This window comes from Dysgonomonas hofstadii (assembly GCF_014196915.1).
In the GTDB taxonomy this organism is placed as follows: Bacteria; Bacteroidota; Bacteroidia; order Bacteroidales; family Dysgonomonadaceae; genus Dysgonomonas; species Dysgonomonas hofstadii.
The window spans coordinates 135,807-158,240 of record NZ_JACIEP010000008.1 but is presented as its reverse complement, the minus strand read 5'-3'; the positions used below and the strand labels follow the sequence as shown (position 1 = coordinate 158,240).

Sequence of the window (22,434 nt, the reverse complement as noted above, 5' to 3'; positions counted from 1 at the left end):
TCATTTATGTCATACTTCAATAAAGAATTAGGACAATGAATCTTTTAGAGAAAAAAAAGTGCTATATTGTTTCGTGTAATAAAAAAAGAATTATCTTTGTGAGTGAATTCATAGATACATGAAACTTTATTGACGATATTTATTAGGTTATTACATACTTAATGTGCTGAAATTGACTGACTTTATATAAAACTACAATAATGAAACTCCGATTAGTATTAGTCGTATTATTATTTATGCCATTGCTGATGACTGCCCAGCAAGAAGATCCTGGTACGGATCCCGGCCGAAAGAAAGATGGGGTTATATTTTACTCGAAAGGAAAGATGTATGTAAAATATAAAACAGATATTCCCTCTAGCGCGGTAGGAGAACCGGAATCTACTACTTTATATATAGATGGCTCCGCCAAGTTTGCGACTCACTCAGCGATTGTCCAAAAAGGACGTACCGAATTGACCGGCGATTTTATAAATGCAAAAGATCCTTCCGTAGATGAAAAATATGTTACTGGGGGAAATACTGTTGATGCAGCGCATCTTTTTGTAGGTTTTGATGATACTGATGAAGAAGATGGTGTATTTGCTTTTATCGGTGGATACTATAATGACGGAACTAATGACAGGTCAACCCGTCAGTGGATTCTTGGTAGCGATTCTACTGAACAATGGCTTATAGCAGATCAGAAAAGACACAAGTTCATAAATTTTCCGACTCTCCATGTTAATAAGCCTGCACCAACAGCTTATGATGATTGGCGTATGGTAAGTGTGGTTACGGTGGATACCACTGCCGCAGTGGGGGTTAATTTTATAAAAGTAGATACAGATAATAAAAATAGGTTTGCTGTCAGGGCGGCATATACTGATGATGATAGAATAAGTAGTGGTTATGCCCTTATTAAGAAAGAGCATTCGTTACTGGATCCTTCTGTAAATAATGGTATACCTTCTGCCACTTATAGTCAGGTCGACTTTAATCTGTATAATTTCAAACGGGATGCTAGTGGTAATGTTACAGTAGATGACGGAGCATTCGATAATGATTATACTGCAACTGCTACACCAAAATCAGAGAATAATACGTTGAGGTTTAATAAAGATAATAATGGTGTGTATTGGAATCGTCTGATTGGATTCTCACCTCCTTTCAAAGAATTGGCTGCCGATTATATGTTCTACCATGTGCTGACAAAGCCTAATGGTTCCAGTGTAACATCGGGGACGGGGCCTATTGTAGACCCATACTACAAAATGCAGGCAGGTTACGGATATTTTACAACAATGGAGATGTCGCATGGCGACCATATCGATAATATTAATGAAAGATGGGACTTTGAAGAAGATCTTGTGCCTTCTATTTTTGTAGATAACACTTTTCAGCAACAGGAAGGTATTCATCATACAAAAAGAGCCAGAGGAGGATATGTCTTTAACCGTATGGCATTCGAAGATTATGCTTCAGCTATACGTGGCGATCTCACCTATAACCCATTAGCGGATAAGACAAAAGGTGGCCCTCAGGAAAACTTCAGAAGATATACTTACGATCCTACTAGAGAGAAGATCACTGGATTGGATTCTAAATGGGAAGATGCAGATGGATCAAATAGGAGCCGTATAGAGTTATTGCAGAATGAAAAGTTCAATACAGGCGAGGTGGAAGTAAAATTAAAACCCGGCCTTAATTTTTTAGGCAATCCGTTTATGGCGCCTATCAGTTTGAACTGCTTATTAGGTATAGCATCACCTTATGAATCGAATGCAGCAGCAAATTATCCAAGCTTGACCGATACCCAAGCTGATCAATTTAATGTGGCTATGTTAGGTGGTGTATCAGTATCTATGATACAACCAACTAAAGGTGAATTGAGAACAAAATATTGGTTGATAGACCGGGCATATGGAAGATATGACGCTGATAAAAATATGTTCTTATACAGTATCTCATACAATTATATCAGTCGTTATGGCGCAACAGAAGGTACTGCAACAGAAGGTTCAGCACTCACTAATATACCTGAGATAAACCCTCAAGAATATCTGGTTGCACCAATGCAGATGTTTGCTTTACAGGCAAGCGACCAGTTTGGTTCTGAAATCACAATAAAGCTTAATCCGGGTATGCGTGCTTTTGGTCAGACCCGTTTCCAGAAAAGTGCTTCATCTGATGCTGGCTTTAAAGAATTTAAGCAGGATTGGTTTGTCGTAGAAGTGCAGGATGAAATAAATAAAATAGCGGACCGTACATCTGTTATTTTTAGGGATGGTGCTCTTCTTCAGACTACACAAGATGCATATGATACAAAGAAAGGTTTGAACGACAGTTTTGATTCATATGAACAGGAAGTGAAAGATATCAATGGTTTTGTCTCGAAACAAAAACAGGATGTAGCTACTGCTATAGTATATACCAAATCGAGTGATAATGTAGCTTTATTAGGGAATGCGATTCCGAAGAAAACAAAAGAATTACCTTTATTCTTTGATAAACCTGAAGGCTCTAGGCCGATGAAACTGAAGTTTTACGGGATAGAGAATATAGAGGCTGTTGAGGGTGTATGGCTGGTCGACAGATATCTTGATAATAAAGTAGTAGAAGTGACTCCGGGTTTTCAATATACATTCGAATCTACAGCGGCTGATACCGATAATCTGGCGGGAGGAAACAGGTTTGTCCTTCGTTTCTATCCTGACGATCAGGATGTCATAAACAAAGAAGACACCCCGATTGTTTGTTACTATAATACATCTATGTTGTACTTGAAAGGTCTGATAGAAGACGATGCAAACAGTGATGTTACTCTCTATGATATGCAGGGGCGCCTTATGGCAAAAACCAAGATAAGTAGTAGTGCTGCTGTGAACGGGACGATGGAATACTTGAAGCCATTAAGTTTTGGTACATATATTGTAAAGATTACCGGTAAGAGGAATCATACAGCCAAATTTGTAAATTTGCAGACTAAATAAGATTACACACAGACAAGAAAATAATAATAGATGAAAACGAAACTACAAATATTGCTTTTCTTTATACTTTGCTTTTTTATGATGGGTTCTATAGTCCATTTAAAAGCAGAGTCAATAGAGACCATCACAACATCCAGCGTTCCATCTGAAGAATATTTGAAGTCTGCAGAGGACTATTTAAAATCAGAAAAGGCTTCTATTGCTGTATCATCACGGTATGATGTTTTAAGGGCTCCTCAAGGATTATTAAGGGCAGCAGATCTTTGGGAAGATCCTACAATGCCATTTACTGATTCATCTGGTGAAGGTAACGTAGGAGCTCCGATCGCAAGTGCAACATTGCCGATTGTGTTTTCTATATTTGTGATATATCTTATATATAGGACAACAACAACATCCCGTAGGAAGAATAACTTTTAAAGGATTCAAACATTAAATAATAAAAAAGGAACAGATCGTAAATCTGTTCCTTTTTTATTATTTAAAACTCAGTTTTTATTCTTATTTCTTATTCTCTATCCAATTGATAATCTTGTCGCAGAACGGATCTTCTTTCGGCGCAACAACATCAACCAGCTCACCGTTTTCATTAATCATAAATTTTTGAAAATTCCATTGTACTTCAGCATCCATTATTTTGTTCTGGGACTTTTCAGTCAGCCATTTATAAATAGGTGCTTTATCTTTACCTACAACATCAATTTTACTCATCATAGGGAACGATACATTGTAGTTTAATACACAAAATGTTTTTATTTCCTCATTCGTTCCCGGCTCCTGTCCATTAAAATTATTTGAAGGAAATCCTACTATGATAAAGTTCTTATCTTTATATTTATCGTATAACTCTTGTAGTTTTTCATACTGTGGTGTTAATCCGCATTTTGAAGCTACGTTTACAACTAGTATCTTCTTCCCCCTGAGTGATTTAAAATCGAACTCTTTTCCATCAATATCTTTTACCTTGAAAGAATGGATGGTTTTATCTTCTTGAATCATACTGATTGAGATTAAGCTGAATAGTAGACAAAGAATAATCTGCTTCATATTTATTATATTGAGGTTTATAATCATTTCAACAACCAAATACCGGTCAAAGTTCCCCAAATCGTGCGTATTTTGTGTTAAAACTCTATGAAGAGACTGTAAAGTTAAAATTTTTATGTTAATAAAAAAGTTAAATTGTTATTTTATTTAACTATCAATTCATTTTTAAACCCTTACCTTTGCATTTTAAAAAAATGAAATGGATTTAAGTATAGAGATATTTTCGATAATTCTGTTTTTTGGAGCTTGCTTTGCCGGTCTAATAGGCTCTTTAACCGGTTTAGGCGGAGGAGTGATTGTCATTCCTTTACTGACTTTGGGATTTGGAATTGATATGCGGTATGCTATTGGAGCGGCTTTGGTAACATCCATTGCGACATCCTCGGGTGCCGCCGCCGCTTATATAAAAGAAGGAATAACGAATGTGCGTATTGGTATGTTCCTCGAAATTGCAACGACTACGGGTGCTGTTGTTGGTGCTATTGTGGCAATGTACCTCGATAAGGTTTATATCGCTATTATTTTCGGATGCGTATTAATCTTTTCAGCGATTAGATCGGTGAGTAAAAAAGAAGACGGGGTGGATTATTCGGCTCCTGGCGATAAGTTGGGTGTAAAGTTGAAATTAAACGGTTCATATCCGACTAAAGATAGTAAAGCTGAGCAATATAATGTACACAATGTTATTGGAGGGTATTCTTTGATGACCTTGGCCGGAATCTTATCAGGATTGTTAGGTATAGGTTCGGGTGCTTTAAAGGTTTTAGCTATGGATACAGCCATGAAAATCCCTTTTAAAGTATCGACTACAACCAGTAATTTTATGGTAGGTGTTACTGCTGCTGCTAGTGCGGTTGTATATTTGCAGCGGGGATACATTGATCCGGGATTGGCCATGCCTATTGTTGTGGGAGTCCTTTTAGGTGCATTTTTCGGATCAAAGATACTGCCTAAGGCTAATGTGAAGAAGCTGCGATTGTTGTTTAGTATAGTGATATTCTTCCTCGCTATATCGATGATATATAATGGTCTGACAGGTAAATTATAAGATGATGAAGAATATATTTTCCGGAGAGTTTTGGGCAGAAAGGGATATGGAGCTTCTCATAGGCAAGTTGCTGCGTTATGGGGTTATGCTGGCATGTGGAATAACGTTGTTCGGTGGTGTCATCTATTTGTTTCAGAATTATGGAACCACGATGGAGCACTACAAACCGACTCCTGATGAAATGCCTTTTCCTGGGGTAGAACATTATTTGAGAGAATTATCTACCATTATACCCCGTGTTCTTTCTTTTGATGGTGCAGCTATTATCCAGTTAGGTGTATGTGTGCTGATTGCAACTCCTATTCTTCGTGTGGGCATTTCTGTTGTAGGCTTCCTTATCGAAAAAGATTATATGTATGTAGTTATAACATTGATCGTATTGTTGATTATCATAGCAAATATGCTTTTAGGACTCCATTGAAATGAGAATATTAGTGTTTATATATTGTCTGTTTTTATCCCTATTTGTATTTTCCCAATCCTCAAAAGAAAAGGGATTAAATATAATAACCCGGGATAGGGCAGAAGCCTGTATCGGTTTTCTGGCTGACGATGCATTGGAAGGACGAGAAGCCGGGAAGAGGGGGAGTATTATCGCTGCAAGATATATAGAATCACAGTTGAAAGAATCGGGTATAAAACCTTTTCGCGAATCTTACTGCCAGCCATTCGATACATACGGGATAGAACGGCAGGGGAGAATAAGATATACAGTGAATACTGATTCTATTGTGAAATATAAACAGATGCCGGCTTTTCAGAAACGAAATCTGACTAATATATTAGGGTGCATCGAGGGTAGAAGGAAAGATGAGTATGTAATTATTGGTGCGCATTATGATCATCTGGGAAAAGATGATACTCTAACCGGAGATAAAATATATAACGGTGCGGATGATAATGCTTCCGGCGTGTCAGCTGTATTGCAGATAGCTAAAGCTTTCATCGCTTCGGGAGAAAAGCCCTTGCGAACAGTTATATTTGCTTTCTGGGATGGCGAAGAACTTGGGTTGCTGGGTTCAGAATATTTTGCCGGTAATTTTACCAATATATCCGAAATAAAAGGATATATTAATTTTGATATGATTGGACGCAACAATGATGAATCAAATCCGACACAGGTTGTTTATTTTTATTCTGAGCAAAAACCGGAATTCAAAGATTGGATAGAATCGGATATTGCAAACTATAATTTAAAATTGAAATCCGATTATAAATCGTCTTTAAATTCATTAAGGGGAAGTGATAATGCGTCCTTCAACAAAAGGAATATTCCGGTAATCTGGTATCATACCGATGGGCATCCTGACTACCATCAGCCAAGTGATCACGCAGATAAAATAAATTGGGAAAAACTTGTAGATATAACTAAAGCTGCATATCTTAATCTTTGGAATATGGCAAATCTCGAAAATTATTAAACCATGATAAAACAAACTTTGTTCTTTTTCTTCTTATTTCCTTTATATCTCTTTTCTCAGACTCCTATAGAGAAGGGATTGTCCTCAATCAGTAAAGATGCTGCCCAACTTTATATCGGAGTTCTGGCCAGTGATAGCCTCGAGGGACGTCAGGCCGGTAGCGATGGGGGAATAAAAGCCGCTGAATATTTGAGAGGAATATTTAAAGAAATAGGACTGAAACCATGGAAGAAAGATTATTTTCAGATTTTTGACGCTTCTTCCCGGGCTCCTTACAAGGGACTTAGTATGCGAAATGTATTGGGCTATATTGAAGGCAGGAATTCCGATGAAATAGTAATTATAGGAGCCCATTATGATCATTTGGGCATAAAAAGGAATAATACTAATGACAGTATATATAACGGAGCCGATGATAATGCATCGGGAACGTCTGCTGTGTTGCAAGTCGCGAAAGCTTTTATGGCTTCAGGACAGCAGCCGGAACGAACAGTTATATTCGCGTTATGGGATGCTGAGGAGATAGGTTTGATAGGTTCTATGTACTTTGTTGATGACCATTATAAAAATGTGGTTATACCTAGAATGTTTCCGCAGGTTATTAAAGGATATATTAATTGTGATATGATCGGGCGTGATAGAGATGAGACCAGCTTCAATCATGTGATTACATATGTCACAGACGGGAACGACACATTAAAAGATTGGGTGACATCAGGTGTTAAGCAATACAATCTGGGACTTGCTCCTGAATTTCGTTCGGATAAGGACATGCCCGGAGGAAGCGATCATATGCCGTTTGCGATGAAGGGAGTACCTTATATTTTTTATTTTACAGATTTACATCCTGATTATCACCAATCATCAGATCATGCTGATAAAATCAATTATGATAAAGCGACAGAGATAACAAAATCAGCTTTTATCTCTTTGTGGAATATGGCTAATACAAAAGAATTTTAGCCAATGCGGTTAACATTTAATATATAAATTCCCCGGGGTGTTCTTTATTATACCCTTCATCTCCATTTCCAGTAATGTGGTGAAAAGCTGGTAAGCCGGGATATTTAATTCTCTGGATAATTGATCGATGTGCAGACCGTCTCTGGATAGTTTATTTACAATGGATTGTTCTTCATCTGTCAATATGATAAATAATTCCTGTTGTTTTGCGGTGATCTGTTTCTGTTTTGAAGGTTCGTCCCATCCCATTTGTTGAAGGAAGTATTCAGTCGATTTAAACAGGTCGGCTTTGTGTGATGCTATCAGTTTATTACACCCTTTCGAATATCTGTCAGTAATCTTTCCGGGGACAGCAAATACATCCTTACAATAAGAATTGGCAATTTCTGCGGTGATCAGCGATCCGCCCTTTTCGTCAGATTCCACAACGATAATAGCATCAGCCATACCTGCAACAATCCGGTTTCTTCTTACAAAATTATGTCGCTCTGGTTCTGTCCCACTTGGGAATTCAGTAAGTAATCCTCCGTTATTAATCATCTCCATTGCTATCTGCCGGTGAACAGAAGGATAGATAATGTCTAGTCCATGGGCGAGGACTCCAATTGTAGGTAAATTATGTTTTAGGGCAGCCCTATGCGCATGAATATCTATTCCATATGCCAGTCCGCTGATTATTAATGTTCCCGGTAATATTCTAGAAATATCGTCAAGAAATGAATCACAAAAATGGTTTCCGTAACTGGTCGATTGCCGTGTTCCTACGATGCTGATGATCTTGCTTACATTAAAGTCAAAGTTTCCTTTGTTATAGATCAATACCGGAGCATCTGCACATTCCCGCAGACGGTTAGGATAGCTGTCTTCGTTAATAAAATGGGTGGAGATGTTATTTTTTTCTATAAAAGAAAGCTCTTTTTCAGCCTTTACCAGTACTCCAGGATTCAGTATTTCGCCGGCAAGTTTTAGTGAAAGGCCTATCTTGTTTATTAAATAATTCTTATCAGATTTAAATATTTTCTCTTCATCACCAACGACTTGTAATATATTACGTGCTGTAATATCTCCGATACCCGGAATCATGGTAAGAGCTATCTGGTAAATGCGTTTGTCTGCAAGCATTGTCATGTAGCCAGAGGTTGATTATCTACTATCAGGCCGTCGCGCATATGAATGGTACGATCTGTGATCGCAGCCAGATTTTCGTCATGTGTGACAATTACAAATGTCTGTCCCAGTGTATTGCGCAATTTGAAAAACAGTTGATGTAGTTCTTCCTTATTATCTGTATCTAAGCTGCCGGAAGGTTCGTCGGCCAGTATTACAGCCGGATTGTTGACTAGTGCGCGGGCTACAGCCACACGTTGTTTTTCTCCGCCGGAAAGTTCGTTTGGTTTATGTTCGAGCCGGGAAGACAATCCAAGCAGATCCAGTAATTCTTTGGCTTTGCTTTTTGCCTGTGATTCTTTTACTTTTCCTATAAGAGCGGGGATCATAACGTTTTCCAATGCTGTGAATTCCGGTAACAGTTGATGGAACTGAAATACGAATCCAATATTTTTATTACGAAAATCCGATAGCCGGGAATCTTTTAATTTGCTGACATTATCATTGTTTATATAGACTGTTCCACTATCGGCTTTGTCGAGGGTACCGATTATTTGCAAAAGAGTTGTTTTTCCGGCACCACTTGCTCCTACGATAGATATAATCTCGCCTTTATCCACTTCAAGATTTATGCCTTTCAGGACTTTCAGCGACCCGAAACTTTTGGTTATTCCCTCAACTTTGATCATTTGGTTTTGTATTTATAATAAAAAAGGCTACACAAAGATAAAAACTTTTATGTAGCCTTATATTATTTTTAGCTTTTTCGATTATATAATACCAATGCCGAAATAGTCGAATCCGATATCATTCATTTCCTGTTTATTGTAGATGTTACGTCCATCGAATACAACAGGTTTTTTCATCGTTTTCTTAATTACTTCCCATGTCGGTAGACGGAATTCGTTCCACTCGGTTATCATCAGGATAGCATCTGCGTCTAAAGTTGCATCATATATGTCTTTAGCATATACAATACTGTCTCCCAAATGGCGATGCTCTGCTTCTTTCATCGCTACAGGATCGTATGCTCTTACTTTTCCTCCTGCTTTCAATATTTTATCGATCAATACAAGGGCGGGAGCTTCACGCATATCATCTGTTTTGGGTTTGAAAGCTAATCCCCATACAGCGATGGTTTTACCTTTTATATCACCGTCGTAATATTTCATTAGTTTGTCGAAGAGAACATTCTTCTGGTATTCGTTCACATCTTCAACGGCTTCTAGTATTTTCATGTTGTGGCCTAAGTCCTTTGCTGTTTTAATCAGAGCTTTTACATCCTTAGGGAAACAGCTTCCTCCGTAACCACATCCTGCATAAAGGAATTTAGAACCGATACGGGCATCAGAACCAATACCCTTACGAACCATATTTACGTCAGCCCCGACAATCTCACAAAGGTTTGCAATGTCATTCATAAAACTGATGCGGGTTGCGAGCATGGCGTTTGCAGCATATTTGATCATCTCGGCAGAAGGAATATCTGTATAGATTATTCTATAGTTATTTAGCGTAAACGGTTTATATAATTTTTCCATTAACCGTTGGGCTTCTTCCGATTCTACACCTACTACAACACGGTCGGGTTGCATAAAGTCGGTTATTGCCGCACCTTCTTTCAGAAATTCAGGATTAGAAGCTACATCAAATTTTAAATCAGATTTGCCACGCTTATCAAGTTCTTCCCTGATAGTTTTTTTAATAAGTTGGGCAGTCCCTACCGGAACAGTGCTTTTGGTGACAATTACCATATATTTATCCAGGTTTTTACCTACCGTCCTGGCAACTTCCAGTACATATTTCAGATCGGCACTGCCATCTTCGTCAGGAGGTGTTCCTACGGCTGAGAATACTATATCAACATTATTCAATATAGAACTTAAGTCTGTTGTGAAATGTAAGCGGCCAGCCTTATGGTTACGTTCTACCATCTCATCCAGTCCCGGTTCGAAAATTGGTATGATGCCGTTTTTTAGATTATCTATTTTCTTCTGGTCTATGTCTACACAATAAACCTCTGTACCCATCTCTGCAAAACAAGTACCAGAAACAAGTCCGACATAACCGGTTCCGACGATAGCAATTCTCATTCTATTTTAGTTTAATATTTTGTTTTGTAAATACTTAAGATTTTTGTAATGCTTTTGTTAGCGAGCACAAAGATAATATATTTTTAGGAATTTGCAGTAATATTATAGTGGCTGTATAAGCCAGTCTTCATTTTTATAATTTTGATAGAAAAAGAAAGATAGAAATTAAAATATATCTTGTTCGTATTTTCTTTTTTCCTTTTAGTATATGACCACTTTTCACTATCTTTGTGTGCCTGTTTAAAGCAAATTTATTAACTCGAAATACAGATATGATTTCTTTCTTTCAGACCTCGTCTAAGAACATTATTGCTGTTCAAACAAATACAAGTCTTAATAACGATTTCATCCAGCGCCTGTCATGGGCCTTCAGTGATGCAACCCTGCTTGAAGCCGATAAAGTTTCAGGCTTTTTTGTCGGTCCACGCCGCGAGATGATCACACCATGGAGTACCAATGCTGTGGAAATTACCCAGAATATGGGTGTTGATGGAATTATGCGGATTGAAGAATTCTTTCCGGTGAGTAGTAGTGATGCAGATCACGACCCGATGCTTCAACGTATTTATGACGGATTGAATCAGGACGTATTTACGATTTATAAAACGCCAGACCCGATAATTGAGATTGACGATATTGCTGTATACAATCAGCAGGAAGGATTGGCTCTTAGCGAAGAAGAAATTGAATATCTGAATAATGTAAGCCAAAGATTAGGCCGAAAATTGACAGATAGCGAGGTGTTTGGTTTCTCGCAAGTTAACTCGGAGCATTGCCGCCATAAAATATTTAATGGTACGTTTATTATTGACGGGGAAGAAAAAGAAAGTTCGTTATTTAAACTGATAAAGAAAACATCACAGACCAATCCGAATAAACTGGTTTCTGCTTATAAAGATAATGTAGCATTTAATCAGGGACCTGAAATAGAACAATTTGCCCCAACAGATGGCGATAAACCAAGTTATTTTGAAGTAAAGCCGATAAAGTCAGTTTTATCGTTGAAGGCAGAAACTCATAACTTCCCGACTACAGTAGAACCTTTCAATGGTGCGGCAACAGGTTCAGGAGGTGAAATCCGGGATCGTCTTGGCGGAGGTAAAGCATCTTTGCCGATAGCCGGAACGGCTGTTTACATGACATCATATCCACGAACAAAGACAGGACGCAAATGGGAGGACGCAATGCCCGAACGTCCATGGCTATACCAGACACCGGAAGAAATTCTGATAAAGGCTTCGAATGGCGCTTCCGATTTTGGTAATAAATACGGCCAGCCGCTTATCTGTGGCTCTCTGTTAACTTTCGAGCATATTGAGAACCAGAAGAAGTTTGCTTACGATAAAGTGATTATGCTTGCCGGAGGGGTAGGTTACGCTAATAAACGTGATGCTATAAAAGGGCAGCCTGAGCCGGGAGAAAAAGTTGTGATTCTCGGTGGTGACAATTATCGAATCGGTATGGGTGGTGGTGCCGTCTCGTCAGTAGATACAGGACAATATTCAAGTGGTATTGAGCTAAATGCAGTGCAACGTGCGAATCCAGAAATGCAGAAACGTACTGCTAATGTGATCCGTACCCTTGCAGAATCAAATGATAATCCGATCGTTTCCATTCATGACCATGGAGCCGGGGGACACTTGAACTGTTTATCGGAGTTGGTAGAAGCTACAGGTGGTAAAATAGATATCTCAAAACTTCCTATTGGAGATCCAACCCTTTCATCTAAAGAAATAGTAGGAAATGAAAGCCAGGAGCGCATGGGATTATTAATTCCCGATAGCGCAACAGAGAGGATAAAACGAATTGCAGAGCGTGAACGTTCACCAATGTATATTGTGGGTGAAACGACAAATGACATGAAATTCGTTTTTGAGCAGGCTGATGGAAAACGGCCTATCGATCTGAAACTGGAAGACTTTTTCGGTTCAGCTCCTAAAACAATAATGAAAGACGAGACCTTGGAAGAAATATATGCAAATCCTGAATATGACCTTTCAAAGCTTGACGAATATATTAAGAACGTGCTTCAACTGGAGGCTGTCGCCTGTAAAGACTGGCTAACAAATAAAGTCGACCGTTCAGTAACAGGTAAGGTTGCACGTCAGCAGACCCAGGGAGAAATTCAGTTGCCATTGAGTGATCTCGGTGCTGTAGCTCTCGATTATAAAGGGCGTGTGGGTATCGCCACCTCGATAGGGCATGCACCACAGGCGGCGATGGTCGATCCTGTAGCAGGTTCGGTTCTGGCTATTGCCGAATCGTTGACAAATATAGTTTTTGCTCCTATTGAGGATGGCTTGAAAGGAATCTCTTTGAGTGCCAACTGGATGTGGCCTTGTAAGAATCCGGGAGAAGATGCGCGTTTGTATAAAGCAGTGGAAGCCTGTTCTGAGTTTGCCTGCGAACTTGGTGTAAATATTCCTACGGGAAAAGACTCTCTTTCTATGACTCAGAAATACGGAGAAGAGAAGGTTTATTCTCCGGGAACGGTGATAATTTCTGCGGCAGGTGAGGTGAAGAATATACGTAAAATCGTTTCTCCTGTTCTGGCTTACATAAAAGGTACTTATCTTTATTATATCGATTTTTCCTTCGATTCATTTAAACTCGGAGGCTCAGCTTTTGCGCAGACAATGAGTAAGCTGGGTGAAGAAACGCCAACAGTAAAAGATACGGAATATTTCAAGAATGCTTTTGGCGCAGTACAGGAACTGATCGACAGAGGTTTAGTCCTTGCAGGTCACGATATCTCGGCCGGAGGACTTGTTACAACAATGCTGGAAATGTGTTTTGCTAACCCTCAGGGTGGTCTTGAAGCCCGTTTGGATAAATTGCATCACACAGACCTGATAAAAGTACTGTTCTCTGAAAATCCGGGAGTGCTTATTCAGGTGAAGCACCACCATTTGGTAGAAAAGATACTGGACGACTATGGAATTGGCTTTGCAATCGTAGCGCGTCCGATAGAAGAGCGTAAACTGGTTATTCAGAAAGATACTTTTGTGCAGGAGTTCAATATAGACGAATTACGTGATGTATGGTACGAACCCTCTTATCTACTGGATAGAAAACAAAGTACGGAAATTCTAGCAAAAGCCCGTTTCGAAAATTATAAAAATCAGCCGCTTCAATTTAAATTCAATCCATCATTTACCGGGCGGTTCGCTCAATACGGTATCGATCCGAACAGGACACAGCCGACAGGTATAAAAGCTGCCGTTATCCGTGAACAAGGGACAAACAGCGAGCGTGAAATGGCCTATTCTATGTATCTCGCAGGCTTTGATGTAAAAGATGTTCACATGACAGATCTTGTATCGGGGCGTGAAACGTTGGAAGATATCAACCTGATAGTGTTTTGCGGTGGTTTTGCAAACTCTGATGTACTCGGCTCTGCTAAAGGATGGGCGGGTAGTTTTATGTATAACGAAAAAGCAAAGGAAACTTTACGTAAATTCTATGAGCGTAAAGATACGCTGAGCCTTGGTGTCTGCAATGGTTGTCAATTAATGACCGAATTAAACCTTGTATATCCGGAGCATGACAAACACCCGAAGATGGAACATAACATTTCGCATAAGTATGAATCTACTTTTTTGAGTGTCGAGATTCCTAAGAATGAATCGGTTATGTTTGGATCCCTGTCGGGCAGTAAACTCGGTATTTGGGTGTCGCACGGTGAAGGTCGTTTCTCCATGCCAAAAGCCGAATCGGAATATAATGTTGTAGCCAAATATATTTACAGTGAATATCCGGGCAATCCTAACGGGTCGGATTACGATATCGCAGCTGTTGTATCGAAAGATGGCCGTCATTTGGCAATAATGCCTCATCTGGAACGTTCACTATTTCCTTGGCAGTGCGCTTTTCATCCTTTCGACCATCGTAAAGATGACTTTACACCGTGGATGGAAGCTTTTGTAAATGCACGGGAGTGGATAAAGAATATAAAGTAATATAATAATCGTGTGGTTTTAATTAGGTGCAGGGCTTTTGTTTTGCACCTATTAAATTAATATAAAATGAGTAGTTCTCTTTTTGAATATAAACTGAAAGTGCGTGACTATGAATGCGATGCGCAGGGAATAGTTAACAATGCCAATTACCAGCATTATTATGAAGTAGTGCGTCATGAGTTTTTAGAACAGAACGGACTTAACTTTTATGAGTTGCACGAAGATGGGATCGATGCCGTAGTTGTAAGCGTATATATCCGTTACAAGCATTCGCTTCGGGGAAGCAATGATTTTATCTGTACTATCGATTCTATAGAAAAGGAAGGTATCCGCTATATATTCAATCAGAAAATCATCCGGCTACGAGATGGTAAAGTGTGTTCCACCGCCCGGGTAGAAACCGCCTGTATGGTTGAAGGAAAGGTTCGTAAACCTGATTTATTTGATGAAAAATTAGGGAAATTTCTGAATAATTGATATATTATTGATCAATATTAGATTAAATCTAAAAACAAAGGATTGCAGAATACAGAATTAAAATATCCTATTGTTTTAGTACATGGGATTGCCGCGAAAGACAACAGTTTGTTCTGGGGAAGGATTCCGGAAAAACTTAGTTCTGCCGGGATTAATGTATTTTTGGGAAATACCGATTCCTGGGGTGGGATAGAGAGTAATGCCTTGTTGTTGAAGGAGACTGTAGATTCTGTACTGGAAAAAATGAAGGCGGAGAAAGTTAATCTGATAGCCCATTCGAAGGGCGGTATTGATTCCCGTTTTTTAATAAGTACATTGGGTTATGCATCGAAAGTCGCCAGCCTGACAACTATATCGACTCCTCATTTGGGATCTGAAATAGTTGATTATATCTTTAATAAGAAATATCTCCATACCAGATTGGCTAAAAGAATAACTTACTCGCTGGCAAAATTGTATGGAGATAAATCACCAAGCCCACATCAGATGCTTGGAGACCTGACTTCGGAGAGTATGATGAAATTTAACCGGAATAATCCAAATAATGAGCTGGTATATTATTGTAGCTACTACTCTTTGTTGAAAAACAAATATGATGATCTTTCTCATTTTTTTACATATAATTTTATAGAGAAAGAGTCGGGGCCTAACGATGGTATCGTAAGCCGGAAATCATCCGGATGGGGCGAATCCCATATTCTGATTGAAGGAAAGAATGGAGGAATATCCCATTCTGAAATCATAGATATAAAGAGGAAAAAGATATCAGGAGTGGAAATCCCGGATGAATATTTGAAAATAGTACAAAGTTTAGCACTAAAAGGATTTTAGCTTTAAAATAAAGATTTATAAGATTATGGCACTAACATTTGAAAATAAAATGAAAGTCCGTGACTACGAGTGCGATTCGCAGGGAGTGGTCAATAATGCGATCTATTTGCATTATTTTGAGGCGACACGTCACGAATTGATGGAAAAATGTGGTTTGCGCCTGCGTGATCTTACCAAGGGGAATATTATTCCCGTAGTGCGCAATGTGAATATCAGTTACAGGAATTCATTGCGAGGATCGGAAGAGTTTATCTGTACAGCTACGGCGGTTCGGGATGGAGTACGCTATTATTTTCATCAGGAGATTACACGTATATCCGATAACACTTTATGTGCTAAGGCTGTTATAGAGGTAGTCTGTCTGATTAATGGAAAAGTAACAGCCCCTGATATGTTTGATAAGGCTTTTATCGATTATCTGGAGTGGAAATAAAACACATTAAACTATAAACTATGAAAAAAAATATCCGGTTATTTTTGACCTTTATATTATTGATAATAAGTATTGAAGAGTATGCCCAGCATAAAATCGGAGTGAATATATCTCCATTAGTTACAAGTGAAGTGTTTACTTTTGGAAGCCGGGACGGTGCTGCTGTTTATGATAATGACAATGCCTTTTCTTTCGGAGCCAGTTATACATATTGCTTTAATAAAAAGATTGAATTTCAGACAGGTATTGAATATTCGAAAAATAATATAATTATAAAGCCCGCATTTACAGGGATTGAATATGATAATCCATCAAGGAAAGAGAACTTCAAATTAATATCTTTTCCGATGATGGTGAACCTAAACTTTGGTAAATATATTTTCCTCAACGGAGGTTTATTATTCGATTTTGAAATTTCAAAATCGAATTCGATAGACAGACAAACCGGCTTGGGTACGATGTTTGGTTTAGGTGTGAAATATGATTTCGATTCAGGTATTTCGCTTTATATGAATCCCAATCTGAAACTTCATACGTTAATTCCCTTCTCATCGGGTAGCTATTATGATCGGGTTTTTGAAGCCGGCATAAAGGTCGGGATAACATATAGCCTTTCTGAATAAAAAATTATATATTAACAATAAATAAAAATGTCAAATAAAATTACGATATATGTTGTTCGTCACGGTAAGACGATAATGAATACCCTCGACAAGGTACAGGGTTGGTGCGATTCACCGTTGACAAAGGAGGGCATTGATGCAGCCCGTTTTCTTGGTTATGGATTTGAAGATATCAACTTCCGTACGGCTTATTGCAGTGATTTGCGACGGACTAGGCAAACCACACAGATTATATTGGGAGCAAAAGGGCAGGAAGATATTCCCGTGATAGAATTGGCCGGATTGCGTGAAGCATGTTTTGGGAGTTTCGAGGCAGATTTTAATCATAAGATGTGGCGTGATGCTGCGCTTTATCTGCATTATACTTCGATGGATGATATGGTAAAGGCTATTTTGTCCAAAGAAGTTAGTTACAGAGATGTATTAGATGCTATTCAGACTCTGGATACATTGGGTATAGCTGAGAATTTTTCCCAGGTGGAAGCCCGTACGCAGGAAAGCCTGAAAGAAATAGCAGAGAATGAAATACAATACGGGGAAGGCAATATTCTGGTAGTGTCGCATGGTATGAGCATACTGGCTATGTTATTGGGAATCGGTGGTGATAAGATATTTAAAAAACCATTGAATAATGCCGAAGTTTGTAAAGTGACTTATCAGGATGGAGAATTTATAGTGGAAACAATGGCAGACTCCAGCTATTTGGATAAGGGTAAGGATATAGCTTCCAGATTGTAATTAGGTAGTGGATCGACTATTACAAATATTATTTGTTTTCCTGCTGGCTTGCCAACCAGCAGAAGAAGGAATACTTAAAGGAAAGGTTGTGAGCGTGGCCGATGGAGATACAGTTACTTTGCTAACAGATAACAATGAGCGGGTTAAAGTCCGTCTGTTAGGAATAGATGCTCCTGAAAGAGGACAGGATTTTGGTACAAAAGCTCGTCAACATTTGAATGACCTTTGTTATCAAAAGCACGTAACGGTACGTTATAGTGAAAAAGACCAATACGGAAGGATTCTGGGTGTGTTGTATGTTGGCGATATGAATATAAACGAGGAAATGGTACGCCAGGGACTGGCATGGTATTATAGTCATTTTGTGAACGATCATCGTCTGGACTCACTGGAACAGTTAGCTCGTAAAGAGAAATTAAATATATGGAGCATGAAAGACCCGCTGTCTCCTTATGAGTTCAGGAAGAGAAACCGGAAATAACTTATTCTTTCAGTAATCTATCAAGAAACTCGTCGAACTCCTTATCGAATTTTTCGAGCAAACTATTATCCATTTTTACAATAGAATCTTCATTGATCAGCAGGAGTTCTTCAATAACAATGAGGTTATCATCGGCATAGTTTACCGAAAATGGCTTAAAGATATCTAAGGCAGTAAATTGATCATCGTTGTCAAGATGTTCGGTAACTTCCCTGAGTACGGATATGATTTTCTCATCACTGAGTTCATCATACTTGTTTACCCAGTCGAAAACCACAATCTCAGTCACCTTATTTTCTTCGTCATCATAGAATGCAACTTCACCGCTTTCCTTATCCACAGTGATAAAAATATCAGTCAGGGAACTACCTTGGTAATCATTAGCCAGGACATCTATTGCCTTAATGAATGTGTCTTTTATCAGTGTATAAGAATCTCTGTTTGCTCCCATAATTATATCCGGTTAATTAATACGAAGTTACGAAAAATTTTGAAGTGTTTGATTTACTTTATATATTAAAGTCCAGAATATGTTCATCGCCTTTCAGCGTATTATGTATCCTGACCTCAGAGTTTTGCTGTACGAGAGAGTAAGGGACTACACTCTTTGTGAGCCAGGCATTTCCTCCGATAATGGAATCGTGCCCTACAGTGGTGCTACCTCCCAGTATGGTTGCTCCTGCATATATTACCACATTGTCTTCAATCGTGGGGTGGCGCTTTTCATTCGCCAGTCCTTTTGTGACAAACAGTGCCCCTAATGTAACTCCCTGATATATTTTCACATTGTCGCCAATCTCTGTTGTTTCGCCTATAACAATACCTGTTCCGTGATCTATGTAGAATGACCGTCCTATTTTTGCGCCGGGATTGATATCCACACCAACTTTGGAGTGGGCATATTCAGAGAACAGACGCGGGATTATTGGCGTCTTCATTTTATAGAATTCATGTGAAATGCGATGGACAGCTTGGGCGAAAAATCCCGGATAAGTGAGTATTACCTCCTCTATGGATTTCGCTGCCGGATCATTTTGGTAATATACACCGGCTTCGTCATATAAATTGTCCTGTAGTTCGGGCAAGTTATTAATGAAGTAGTCTACCATGTTTTCAGCCTGTTTCCTGTCGAGTAGGGCGGTTATGTTTTCTACTAATACCGAGTAGAAATAATAGAGCTTTTTCTCACGGGACTTCTCCTGATCGCATATAGGGAAGAGAACACGATGTATGAGGGTGTTCAGTGCGTCTTCCAGTTCGATCCTGTTAATTGGAAGGTGTTTTGACTCAGCTCTTAATTTATTGGCTATTTCGTAAATATTAGTCATAACTCGGGCTTTTTCGACAACAAATGTAATAATTAAAAACAGAAAAGACAGAAAACTGATTCTTCTAAATTTTTATATGTTTTAAATCATATATTTTGAGTGTGAAAATAATTGACAAAATGTATTTCAAATCTGCTCATTATTTATACATTTGTGAAATTGAATAACCAATTTAACCTATTAGATATGAAAATTGATAGCATTTTATCAGCTCTAGAGGCAAAACACCCCGGAGAATCAGAATTTTTGCAGGCCGTAAAAGAAGTGCTTGTATCCATAGAGGATGTGTATAATCAACATCCTGAATTTGAGAAGAACCGTATCATTGAAAGGTTGGTTGAGCCTGATCGTATCTTTACATTCAAGGTGCCTTGGGTAGATGATAAAGGTGACATTCAGGTAAATCTTGGTTACCGCGTGCAGTTCAATAATGCAATTGGCCCATATAAAGGTGGTTTGAGGTTTCATGCCTCGGTGAATCTGTCGTCTCTTAAATTTTTAGGATTTGAACAAACATTTAAAAATGCCTTGACCACTCTTCCGATGGGAGGTGGTAAAGGAGGTTCCGATTTTAGTCCTAAAGGAAAATCCAATGCGGAGATCATGCGTTTTTGCCAGGCATTTATGCTTGAATTGTGGCGTAACATAGGTCCCGATACAGATGTGCCTGCCGGAGATATAGGTGTAGGTGGGCGTGAGATTGGTTATATGTACGGTATGTATAAAAAACTGGCCCGTGAGAATACAGGAACATTTACAGGTAAAGGATTGGAATATGGCGGTTCTCTTGTACGTCCCGAAGCTACCGGATTTGGAGCTTTATATTTTGTGCATGAGATGCTGAAGGCAAAAAATATAGAACTGAAAGGTAAAACCGTTGCTGTTTCTGGATTTGGAAATGTAGCCTGGGGTGCAACTCTGAAAGCTACCGAACTGGGGGCAAAAGTGGTTACTATTTCTGGACCTGACGGGTATATTTTCGACCCTGATGGAGTGAGTGGAGAGAAAATAGAATATATGCTTGAATTACGTGATTCGGGTAATGATGTGGTTGCGCCATATGCTGAGAAATATCCGAATGCAGTATTCCATGCCGGTAAGAAACCTTGGGTAGAAAAGGTGGATATTGCTCTTCCTTGTGCTATTCAGAATGAGTTGAACGAAAAAGATGCAGAGGCCTTGATTGCTAATAATGTGACTTGTGTGGCGGAAGTATCAAATATGGGTTGTACAGCAGAAGCTGTTGACTTGTTCCTTGAAAAGAAAATACTCTTTGCACCGGGTAAAGCGGTAAATGCAGGAGGAGTTGCTACTTCAGGTCTGGAGATGAGCCAGAATGCAATGCATATACAATGGGGTGCAGAAGAAGTTGATCAGCGTCTTCATGGTATCATGAAAAATATTCATGGTCAATGCCTGAAATTCGGTAAAGATAATAGCGGATATACCAACTACGTGAAAGGGGCTAATGTAGCTGGGTTTATGAAGGTAGCCCGTGCAATGATAGCTCAGGGAGTTGTATAATTAATTGAAATCTGAAAAGAAAGCCTACCGGAGATTACCAGTAGGCTTTTATTTCCATGCGGAGAGGAAGAGAACGTATCGCCCACTCTATCGCATTATAAATGAATATTTTAAAATTCTGAAATCTTGACTGTCCCCGAATTTAGGAGTGCCTGATTCCGAAAGAGTAACCGAATGTCATGCAGTTACAAACTGTAGATAAAATTCACATAAAACAAAACTTTTATACTATTGTTTTTCAATGAATTATGAACAATAATTTGAGAAGCACTCCTTTTTTTTCGGGCGGAACAGAACTTTGAGGTTTACATATAGAACTTTTTTACAGCAAAAAATTATCCATTTTCTTGCTATTTTCTGCTTAAGAGTCGCTGAATCTTTGGGATAAAATAGATTTACATTTATCTGCTATAAAATCAATAATTTCTATTCCTTTCTTCTGTGAAATGCGAATAGTCTCTCGAACAACCAACATATCTTTCACAGTAGGAAAACATTGTTGTTTGCAGAGGTAGCATGTTCTCCATTATACTCTTCCCGGTCATATGCAGATAATAGTGACCACTTCCCTGCACGACAAATAAAACTGAAGTTTTTAGCATGGTCGTCTTTATTATCCGTAAGAACATTAAAAACCGTCTGACGAAACATTTCATCTACTTGTTCCATATTTTTTCGCCAAGTAGCTTTGATTACCTCTTTGAGCGTAGGAATATTCTTTTTCAGTTTTTCGTTATCCGTTTGGTATTTCTCCAAAAATTTCGGTATGGTATCGAGGGCGTCTAGGAAGTTAAGTGCTGCCGCCTTCGGATCGGAAGTAATATAACCATGATTGTAATTATACAATATACCTCCCACTTCTTTGGCAAAAAAGCGGTTTTGAATAACATTAAAGTCGTCTTTATTGCTCGTTTCAGACTTAACCATCAAATTAAAGCGGTAGAGCATACCATTCGTGCGCTCCATGCGTTCGGGTATTGTCGGCAATTTGATTCAGCTTCAGGCCGGCTTCTTTCGGATTAATTACTATCCTGTAAGCCCTCCAAATACACGGGATTAAAGCGGGCAACTCTCTCCAACTGATATTGAACACGAGAATTAAAATGCTTAATATCTTTTTTAAGGGGCAACTTCAATAGGAAGAAGGGGGCAGTTTCCTTAGGAATTACTGCTTAATTCGGAGTGAAATAAAGGGGGCATTTTAATAGGATTTTCCACAGTTAACAGAAGCACACGAGGTAGAATACATCGTATAATACCGGATAAGGCAGAATGTGATGCATTTTCTGCCTTGTTTTTTACCACAACATTATACGTAAAAAGTACGCAAACTATTTCCTCTTTTCAAAAATTATCCTTTTCTTTGTTTCCGTAAATAATACATAAATA

At 38.7% G+C, this 22,434-nt stretch carries 21 protein-coding genes; 14 read left to right on the top strand and 7 right to left on the bottom strand.

Annotation, left to right across the window (positions count from 1 at the left end; genetic code table 11):
* The first annotated feature begins 200 nt into the window (after window positions 1-200).
* Both GGR21_RS12485 and GGR21_RS12480 read left to right on the top strand, forming a co-directional pair.
* The gene (locus GGR21_RS12485; RefSeq protein WP_183307561.1) at window positions 201-2,972 is read left to right on the top strand and encodes a T9SS type A sorting domain-containing protein; all 2,772 of its coding nucleotides are present in this window, start codon (window positions 201-203) and stop codon (window positions 2,970-2,972) included.
* A 30-nt stretch (window positions 2,973-3,002) separates the two neighbouring features.
* A complete protein-coding gene (locus GGR21_RS12480) occupies window positions 3,003-3,392 on the top strand; it encodes a hypothetical protein (protein WP_183307560.1) in 390 nt (129 codons plus the stop codon).
* Between the two features lie 81 nt (window positions 3,393-3,473).
* Here the strand turns inward: GGR21_RS12480 and GGR21_RS12475 are convergent, their stop codons facing one another.
* Window positions 3,474-4,019 (bottom strand): glutathione peroxidase, encoded by a 546-nt coding sequence (locus tag GGR21_RS12475; RefSeq protein ID WP_183307559.1) that lies wholly within the window; start codon window positions 4,017-4,019, stop codon window positions 3,474-3,476.
* A gap of 199 nt (window positions 4,020-4,218) precedes the next feature.
* On the opposite strand from GGR21_RS12475, the gene GGR21_RS12470 reads away from it, so the two are divergent.
* From GGR21_RS12470 to GGR21_RS12455, 4 genes are read left to right on the top strand one after another with little or no spacing between them, the layout of a single operon-like run.
* Window positions 4,219-5,067 carry a sulfite exporter TauE/SafE family protein gene (locus GGR21_RS12470; RefSeq protein WP_183307558.1) on the top strand — a complete coding sequence of 283 codons (849 nt, stop codon included), beginning with the start codon at window positions 4,219-4,221 and terminating at the stop codon, window positions 5,065-5,067.
* 1 nt (window position 5,068) lies between these two features.
* On the top strand, window positions 5,069-5,488 hold the full coding sequence (locus tag GGR21_RS12465; protein WP_246348064.1) for a DUF1634 domain-containing protein: 420 nt from the start codon (window positions 5,069-5,071) through the stop codon (window positions 5,486-5,488).
* A gap of 1 nt (window position 5,489) precedes the next feature.
* The gene (locus tag GGR21_RS12460) at window positions 5,490-6,488 is read left to right on the top strand and encodes a M28 family metallopeptidase (RefSeq protein ID WP_183307557.1); all 999 of its coding nucleotides are present in this window, start codon (window positions 5,490-5,492) and stop codon (window positions 6,486-6,488) included.
* A 3-nt stretch (window positions 6,489-6,491) separates the two neighbouring features.
* Window positions 6,492-7,451 (top strand): M28 family metallopeptidase, encoded by a 960-nt coding sequence (locus tag GGR21_RS12455; RefSeq protein ID WP_183307556.1) that lies wholly within the window; start codon window positions 6,492-6,494, stop codon window positions 7,449-7,451.
* 9 nt (window positions 7,452-7,460) lie between these two features.
* Here GGR21_RS12455 and dprA read toward each other — a convergent pair whose 3' ends face one another.
* From dprA to GGR21_RS12440, 3 genes are all read right to left on the bottom strand, one after another.
* A complete protein-coding gene (gene dprA / locus GGR21_RS12450) occupies window positions 7,461-8,579 on the bottom strand; it encodes a DNA-processing protein DprA (RefSeq protein WP_183307555.1) in 1,119 nt (372 codons plus the stop codon).
* Complete coding sequence (locus GGR21_RS12445) at window positions 8,576-9,247, bottom strand: ABC transporter ATP-binding protein (protein ID WP_183307554.1); 672 nt, start codon at window positions 9,245-9,247, stop codon at window positions 8,576-8,578. Before GGR21_RS12445 ends, dprA begins: the two co-directional genes overlap by 4 nt.
* 81 nt (window positions 9,248-9,328) lie before the next feature.
* A complete protein-coding gene (locus GGR21_RS12440) occupies window positions 9,329-10,651 on the bottom strand; it encodes a UDP-glucose dehydrogenase family protein (RefSeq protein WP_183307553.1) in 1,323 nt (440 codons plus the stop codon).
* Window positions 10,652-10,923: 272 nt separating this feature from the next.
* Here GGR21_RS12440 and purL point away from each other — a divergent pair, with 272 nt between their 5' ends.
* From purL to GGR21_RS12405, 7 genes are all read left to right on the top strand, one after another.
* Window positions 10,924-14,610 (top strand): phosphoribosylformylglycinamidine synthase, encoded by a 3,687-nt coding sequence (gene purL / locus GGR21_RS12435; RefSeq protein ID WP_183307552.1) that lies wholly within the window; start codon window positions 10,924-10,926, stop codon window positions 14,608-14,610.
* 66 nt (window positions 14,611-14,676) lie between these two features.
* Window positions 14,677-15,087, top strand: a complete 411-nt coding sequence (locus GGR21_RS12430; protein WP_183307551.1) for an acyl-CoA thioesterase — start codon at window positions 14,677-14,679, stop codon at window positions 15,085-15,087.
* A gap of 42 nt (window positions 15,088-15,129) precedes the next feature.
* Entirely contained in the window at window positions 15,130-15,918 is a 789-nt protein-coding gene (locus GGR21_RS12425; protein ID WP_183307550.1) for a lipase family alpha/beta hydrolase, read from the top strand.
* A gap of 25 nt (window positions 15,919-15,943) precedes the next feature.
* Window positions 15,944-16,351 carry an acyl-CoA thioesterase gene (locus GGR21_RS12420; protein ID WP_183307549.1) on the top strand — a complete coding sequence of 136 codons (408 nt, stop codon included), beginning with the start codon at window positions 15,944-15,946 and terminating at the stop codon, window positions 16,349-16,351.
* Between the two features lie 20 nt (window positions 16,352-16,371).
* Window positions 16,372-16,974 carry an outer membrane beta-barrel protein gene (locus GGR21_RS12415; protein WP_183307548.1) on the top strand — a complete coding sequence of 201 codons (603 nt, stop codon included), beginning with the start codon at window positions 16,372-16,374 and terminating at the stop codon, window positions 16,972-16,974.
* A gap of 27 nt (window positions 16,975-17,001) precedes the next feature.
* Window positions 17,002-17,712 carry a histidine phosphatase family protein gene (locus GGR21_RS12410; protein ID WP_183307547.1) on the top strand — a complete coding sequence of 237 codons (711 nt, stop codon included), beginning with the start codon at window positions 17,002-17,004 and terminating at the stop codon, window positions 17,710-17,712.
* 7 nt (window positions 17,713-17,719) lie between these two features.
* Window positions 17,720-18,193 (top strand): thermonuclease family protein, encoded by a 474-nt coding sequence (locus GGR21_RS12405; RefSeq protein WP_183307546.1) that lies wholly within the window; start codon window positions 17,720-17,722, stop codon window positions 18,191-18,193.
* Window position 18,194: 1 nt separating this feature from the next.
* Here GGR21_RS12405 and GGR21_RS12400 read toward each other — a convergent pair whose 3' ends face one another.
* Window positions 18,195-18,644: a hypothetical protein gene (locus GGR21_RS12400; RefSeq protein WP_183307545.1), complete on the bottom strand. Its 450-nt coding sequence runs from the start codon at window positions 18,642-18,644 to the stop codon at window positions 18,195-18,197.
* Window positions 18,645-18,702: 58 nt separating this feature from the next.
* Window positions 18,703-19,521 carry a serine O-acetyltransferase EpsC gene (epsC, locus tag GGR21_RS12395; protein ID WP_183307544.1) on the bottom strand — a complete coding sequence of 273 codons (819 nt, stop codon included), beginning with the start codon at window positions 19,519-19,521 and terminating at the stop codon, window positions 18,703-18,705.
* A 186-nt stretch (window positions 19,522-19,707) separates the two neighbouring features.
* On the opposite strand from epsC, the gene gdhA reads away from it, so the two are divergent.
* Window positions 19,708-21,045 (top strand): NADP-specific glutamate dehydrogenase, encoded by a 1,338-nt coding sequence (gene gdhA, locus GGR21_RS12390; RefSeq protein ID WP_183307543.1) that lies wholly within the window; start codon window positions 19,708-19,710, stop codon window positions 21,043-21,045.
* A 480-nt stretch (window positions 21,046-21,525) separates the two neighbouring features.
* On the opposite strand, the gene GGR21_RS12385 is transcribed toward gdhA, so the two are convergent.
* Entirely contained in the window at window positions 21,526-22,011 is a 486-nt protein-coding gene (locus GGR21_RS12385; protein ID WP_246348063.1) for a HipA domain-containing protein, read from the bottom strand.
* Window positions 22,012-22,434 lie beyond the last annotated feature (423 nt).

Excerpts from the sequence above, each read along its gene's own strand:
- GGR21_RS12485 (WP_183307561.1), top strand. The coding sequence starts at position 201 with ATGAAACTCCGATTAGTATTAGTCGTATTATTATTTATGCCATTGCTG.
- GGR21_RS12480 (WP_183307560.1), top strand. The coding sequence starts at position 3,003 with ATGAAAACGAAACTACAAATATTGCTTTTCTTTATACTTTGCTTTTTT.
- GGR21_RS12475 (WP_183307559.1), bottom strand. The coding sequence starts at position 4,019 with ATGAAGCAGATTATTCTTTGTCTACTATTCAGCTTAATCTCAATCAGT.
- GGR21_RS12470 (WP_183307558.1), top strand. The coding sequence starts at position 4,219 with ATGGATTTAAGTATAGAGATATTTTCGATAATTCTGTTTTTTGGAGCT.
- GGR21_RS12465 (WP_246348064.1), top strand. The coding sequence starts at position 5,069 with ATGATGAAGAATATATTTTCCGGAGAGTTTTGGGCAGAAAGGGATATG.
- GGR21_RS12460 (WP_183307557.1), top strand. The coding sequence starts at position 5,490 with ATGAGAATATTAGTGTTTATATATTGTCTGTTTTTATCCCTATTTGTA.
- GGR21_RS12455 (WP_183307556.1), top strand. The coding sequence starts at position 6,492 with ATGATAAAACAAACTTTGTTCTTTTTCTTCTTATTTCCTTTATATCTC.
- dprA (WP_183307555.1), bottom strand. The coding sequence starts at position 8,579 with ATGACAATGCTTGCAGACAAACGCATTTACCAGATAGCTCTTACCATG.
- GGR21_RS12445 (WP_183307554.1), bottom strand. The coding sequence starts at position 9,247 with ATGATCAAAGTTGAGGGAATAACCAAAAGTTTCGGGTCGCTGAAAGTC.
- GGR21_RS12440 (WP_183307553.1), bottom strand. The coding sequence starts at position 10,651 with ATGAGAATTGCTATCGTCGGAACCGGTTATGTCGGACTTGTTTCTGGT.
- purL (WP_183307552.1), top strand. The coding sequence starts at position 10,924 with ATGATTTCTTTCTTTCAGACCTCGTCTAAGAACATTATTGCTGTTCAA.
- GGR21_RS12430 (WP_183307551.1), top strand. The coding sequence starts at position 14,677 with ATGAGTAGTTCTCTTTTTGAATATAAACTGAAAGTGCGTGACTATGAA.
- GGR21_RS12420 (WP_183307549.1), top strand. The coding sequence starts at position 15,944 with ATGGCACTAACATTTGAAAATAAAATGAAAGTCCGTGACTACGAGTGC.
- GGR21_RS12415 (WP_183307548.1), top strand. The coding sequence starts at position 16,372 with ATGAAAAAAAATATCCGGTTATTTTTGACCTTTATATTATTGATAATA.
- GGR21_RS12410 (WP_183307547.1), top strand. The coding sequence starts at position 17,002 with ATGTCAAATAAAATTACGATATATGTTGTTCGTCACGGTAAGACGATA.
- GGR21_RS12400 (WP_183307545.1), bottom strand. The coding sequence starts at position 18,644 with ATGGGAGCAAACAGAGATTCTTATACACTGATAAAAGACACATTCATT.
- epsC (WP_183307544.1), bottom strand. The coding sequence starts at position 19,521 with ATGACTAATATTTACGAAATAGCCAATAAATTAAGAGCTGAGTCAAAA.
- gdhA (WP_183307543.1), top strand. The coding sequence starts at position 19,708 with ATGAAAATTGATAGCATTTTATCAGCTCTAGAGGCAAAACACCCCGGA.
- GGR21_RS12385 (WP_246348063.1), bottom strand. The coding sequence starts at position 22,011 with ATGGAGCGCACGAATGGTATGCTCTACCGCTTTAATTTGATGGTTAAG.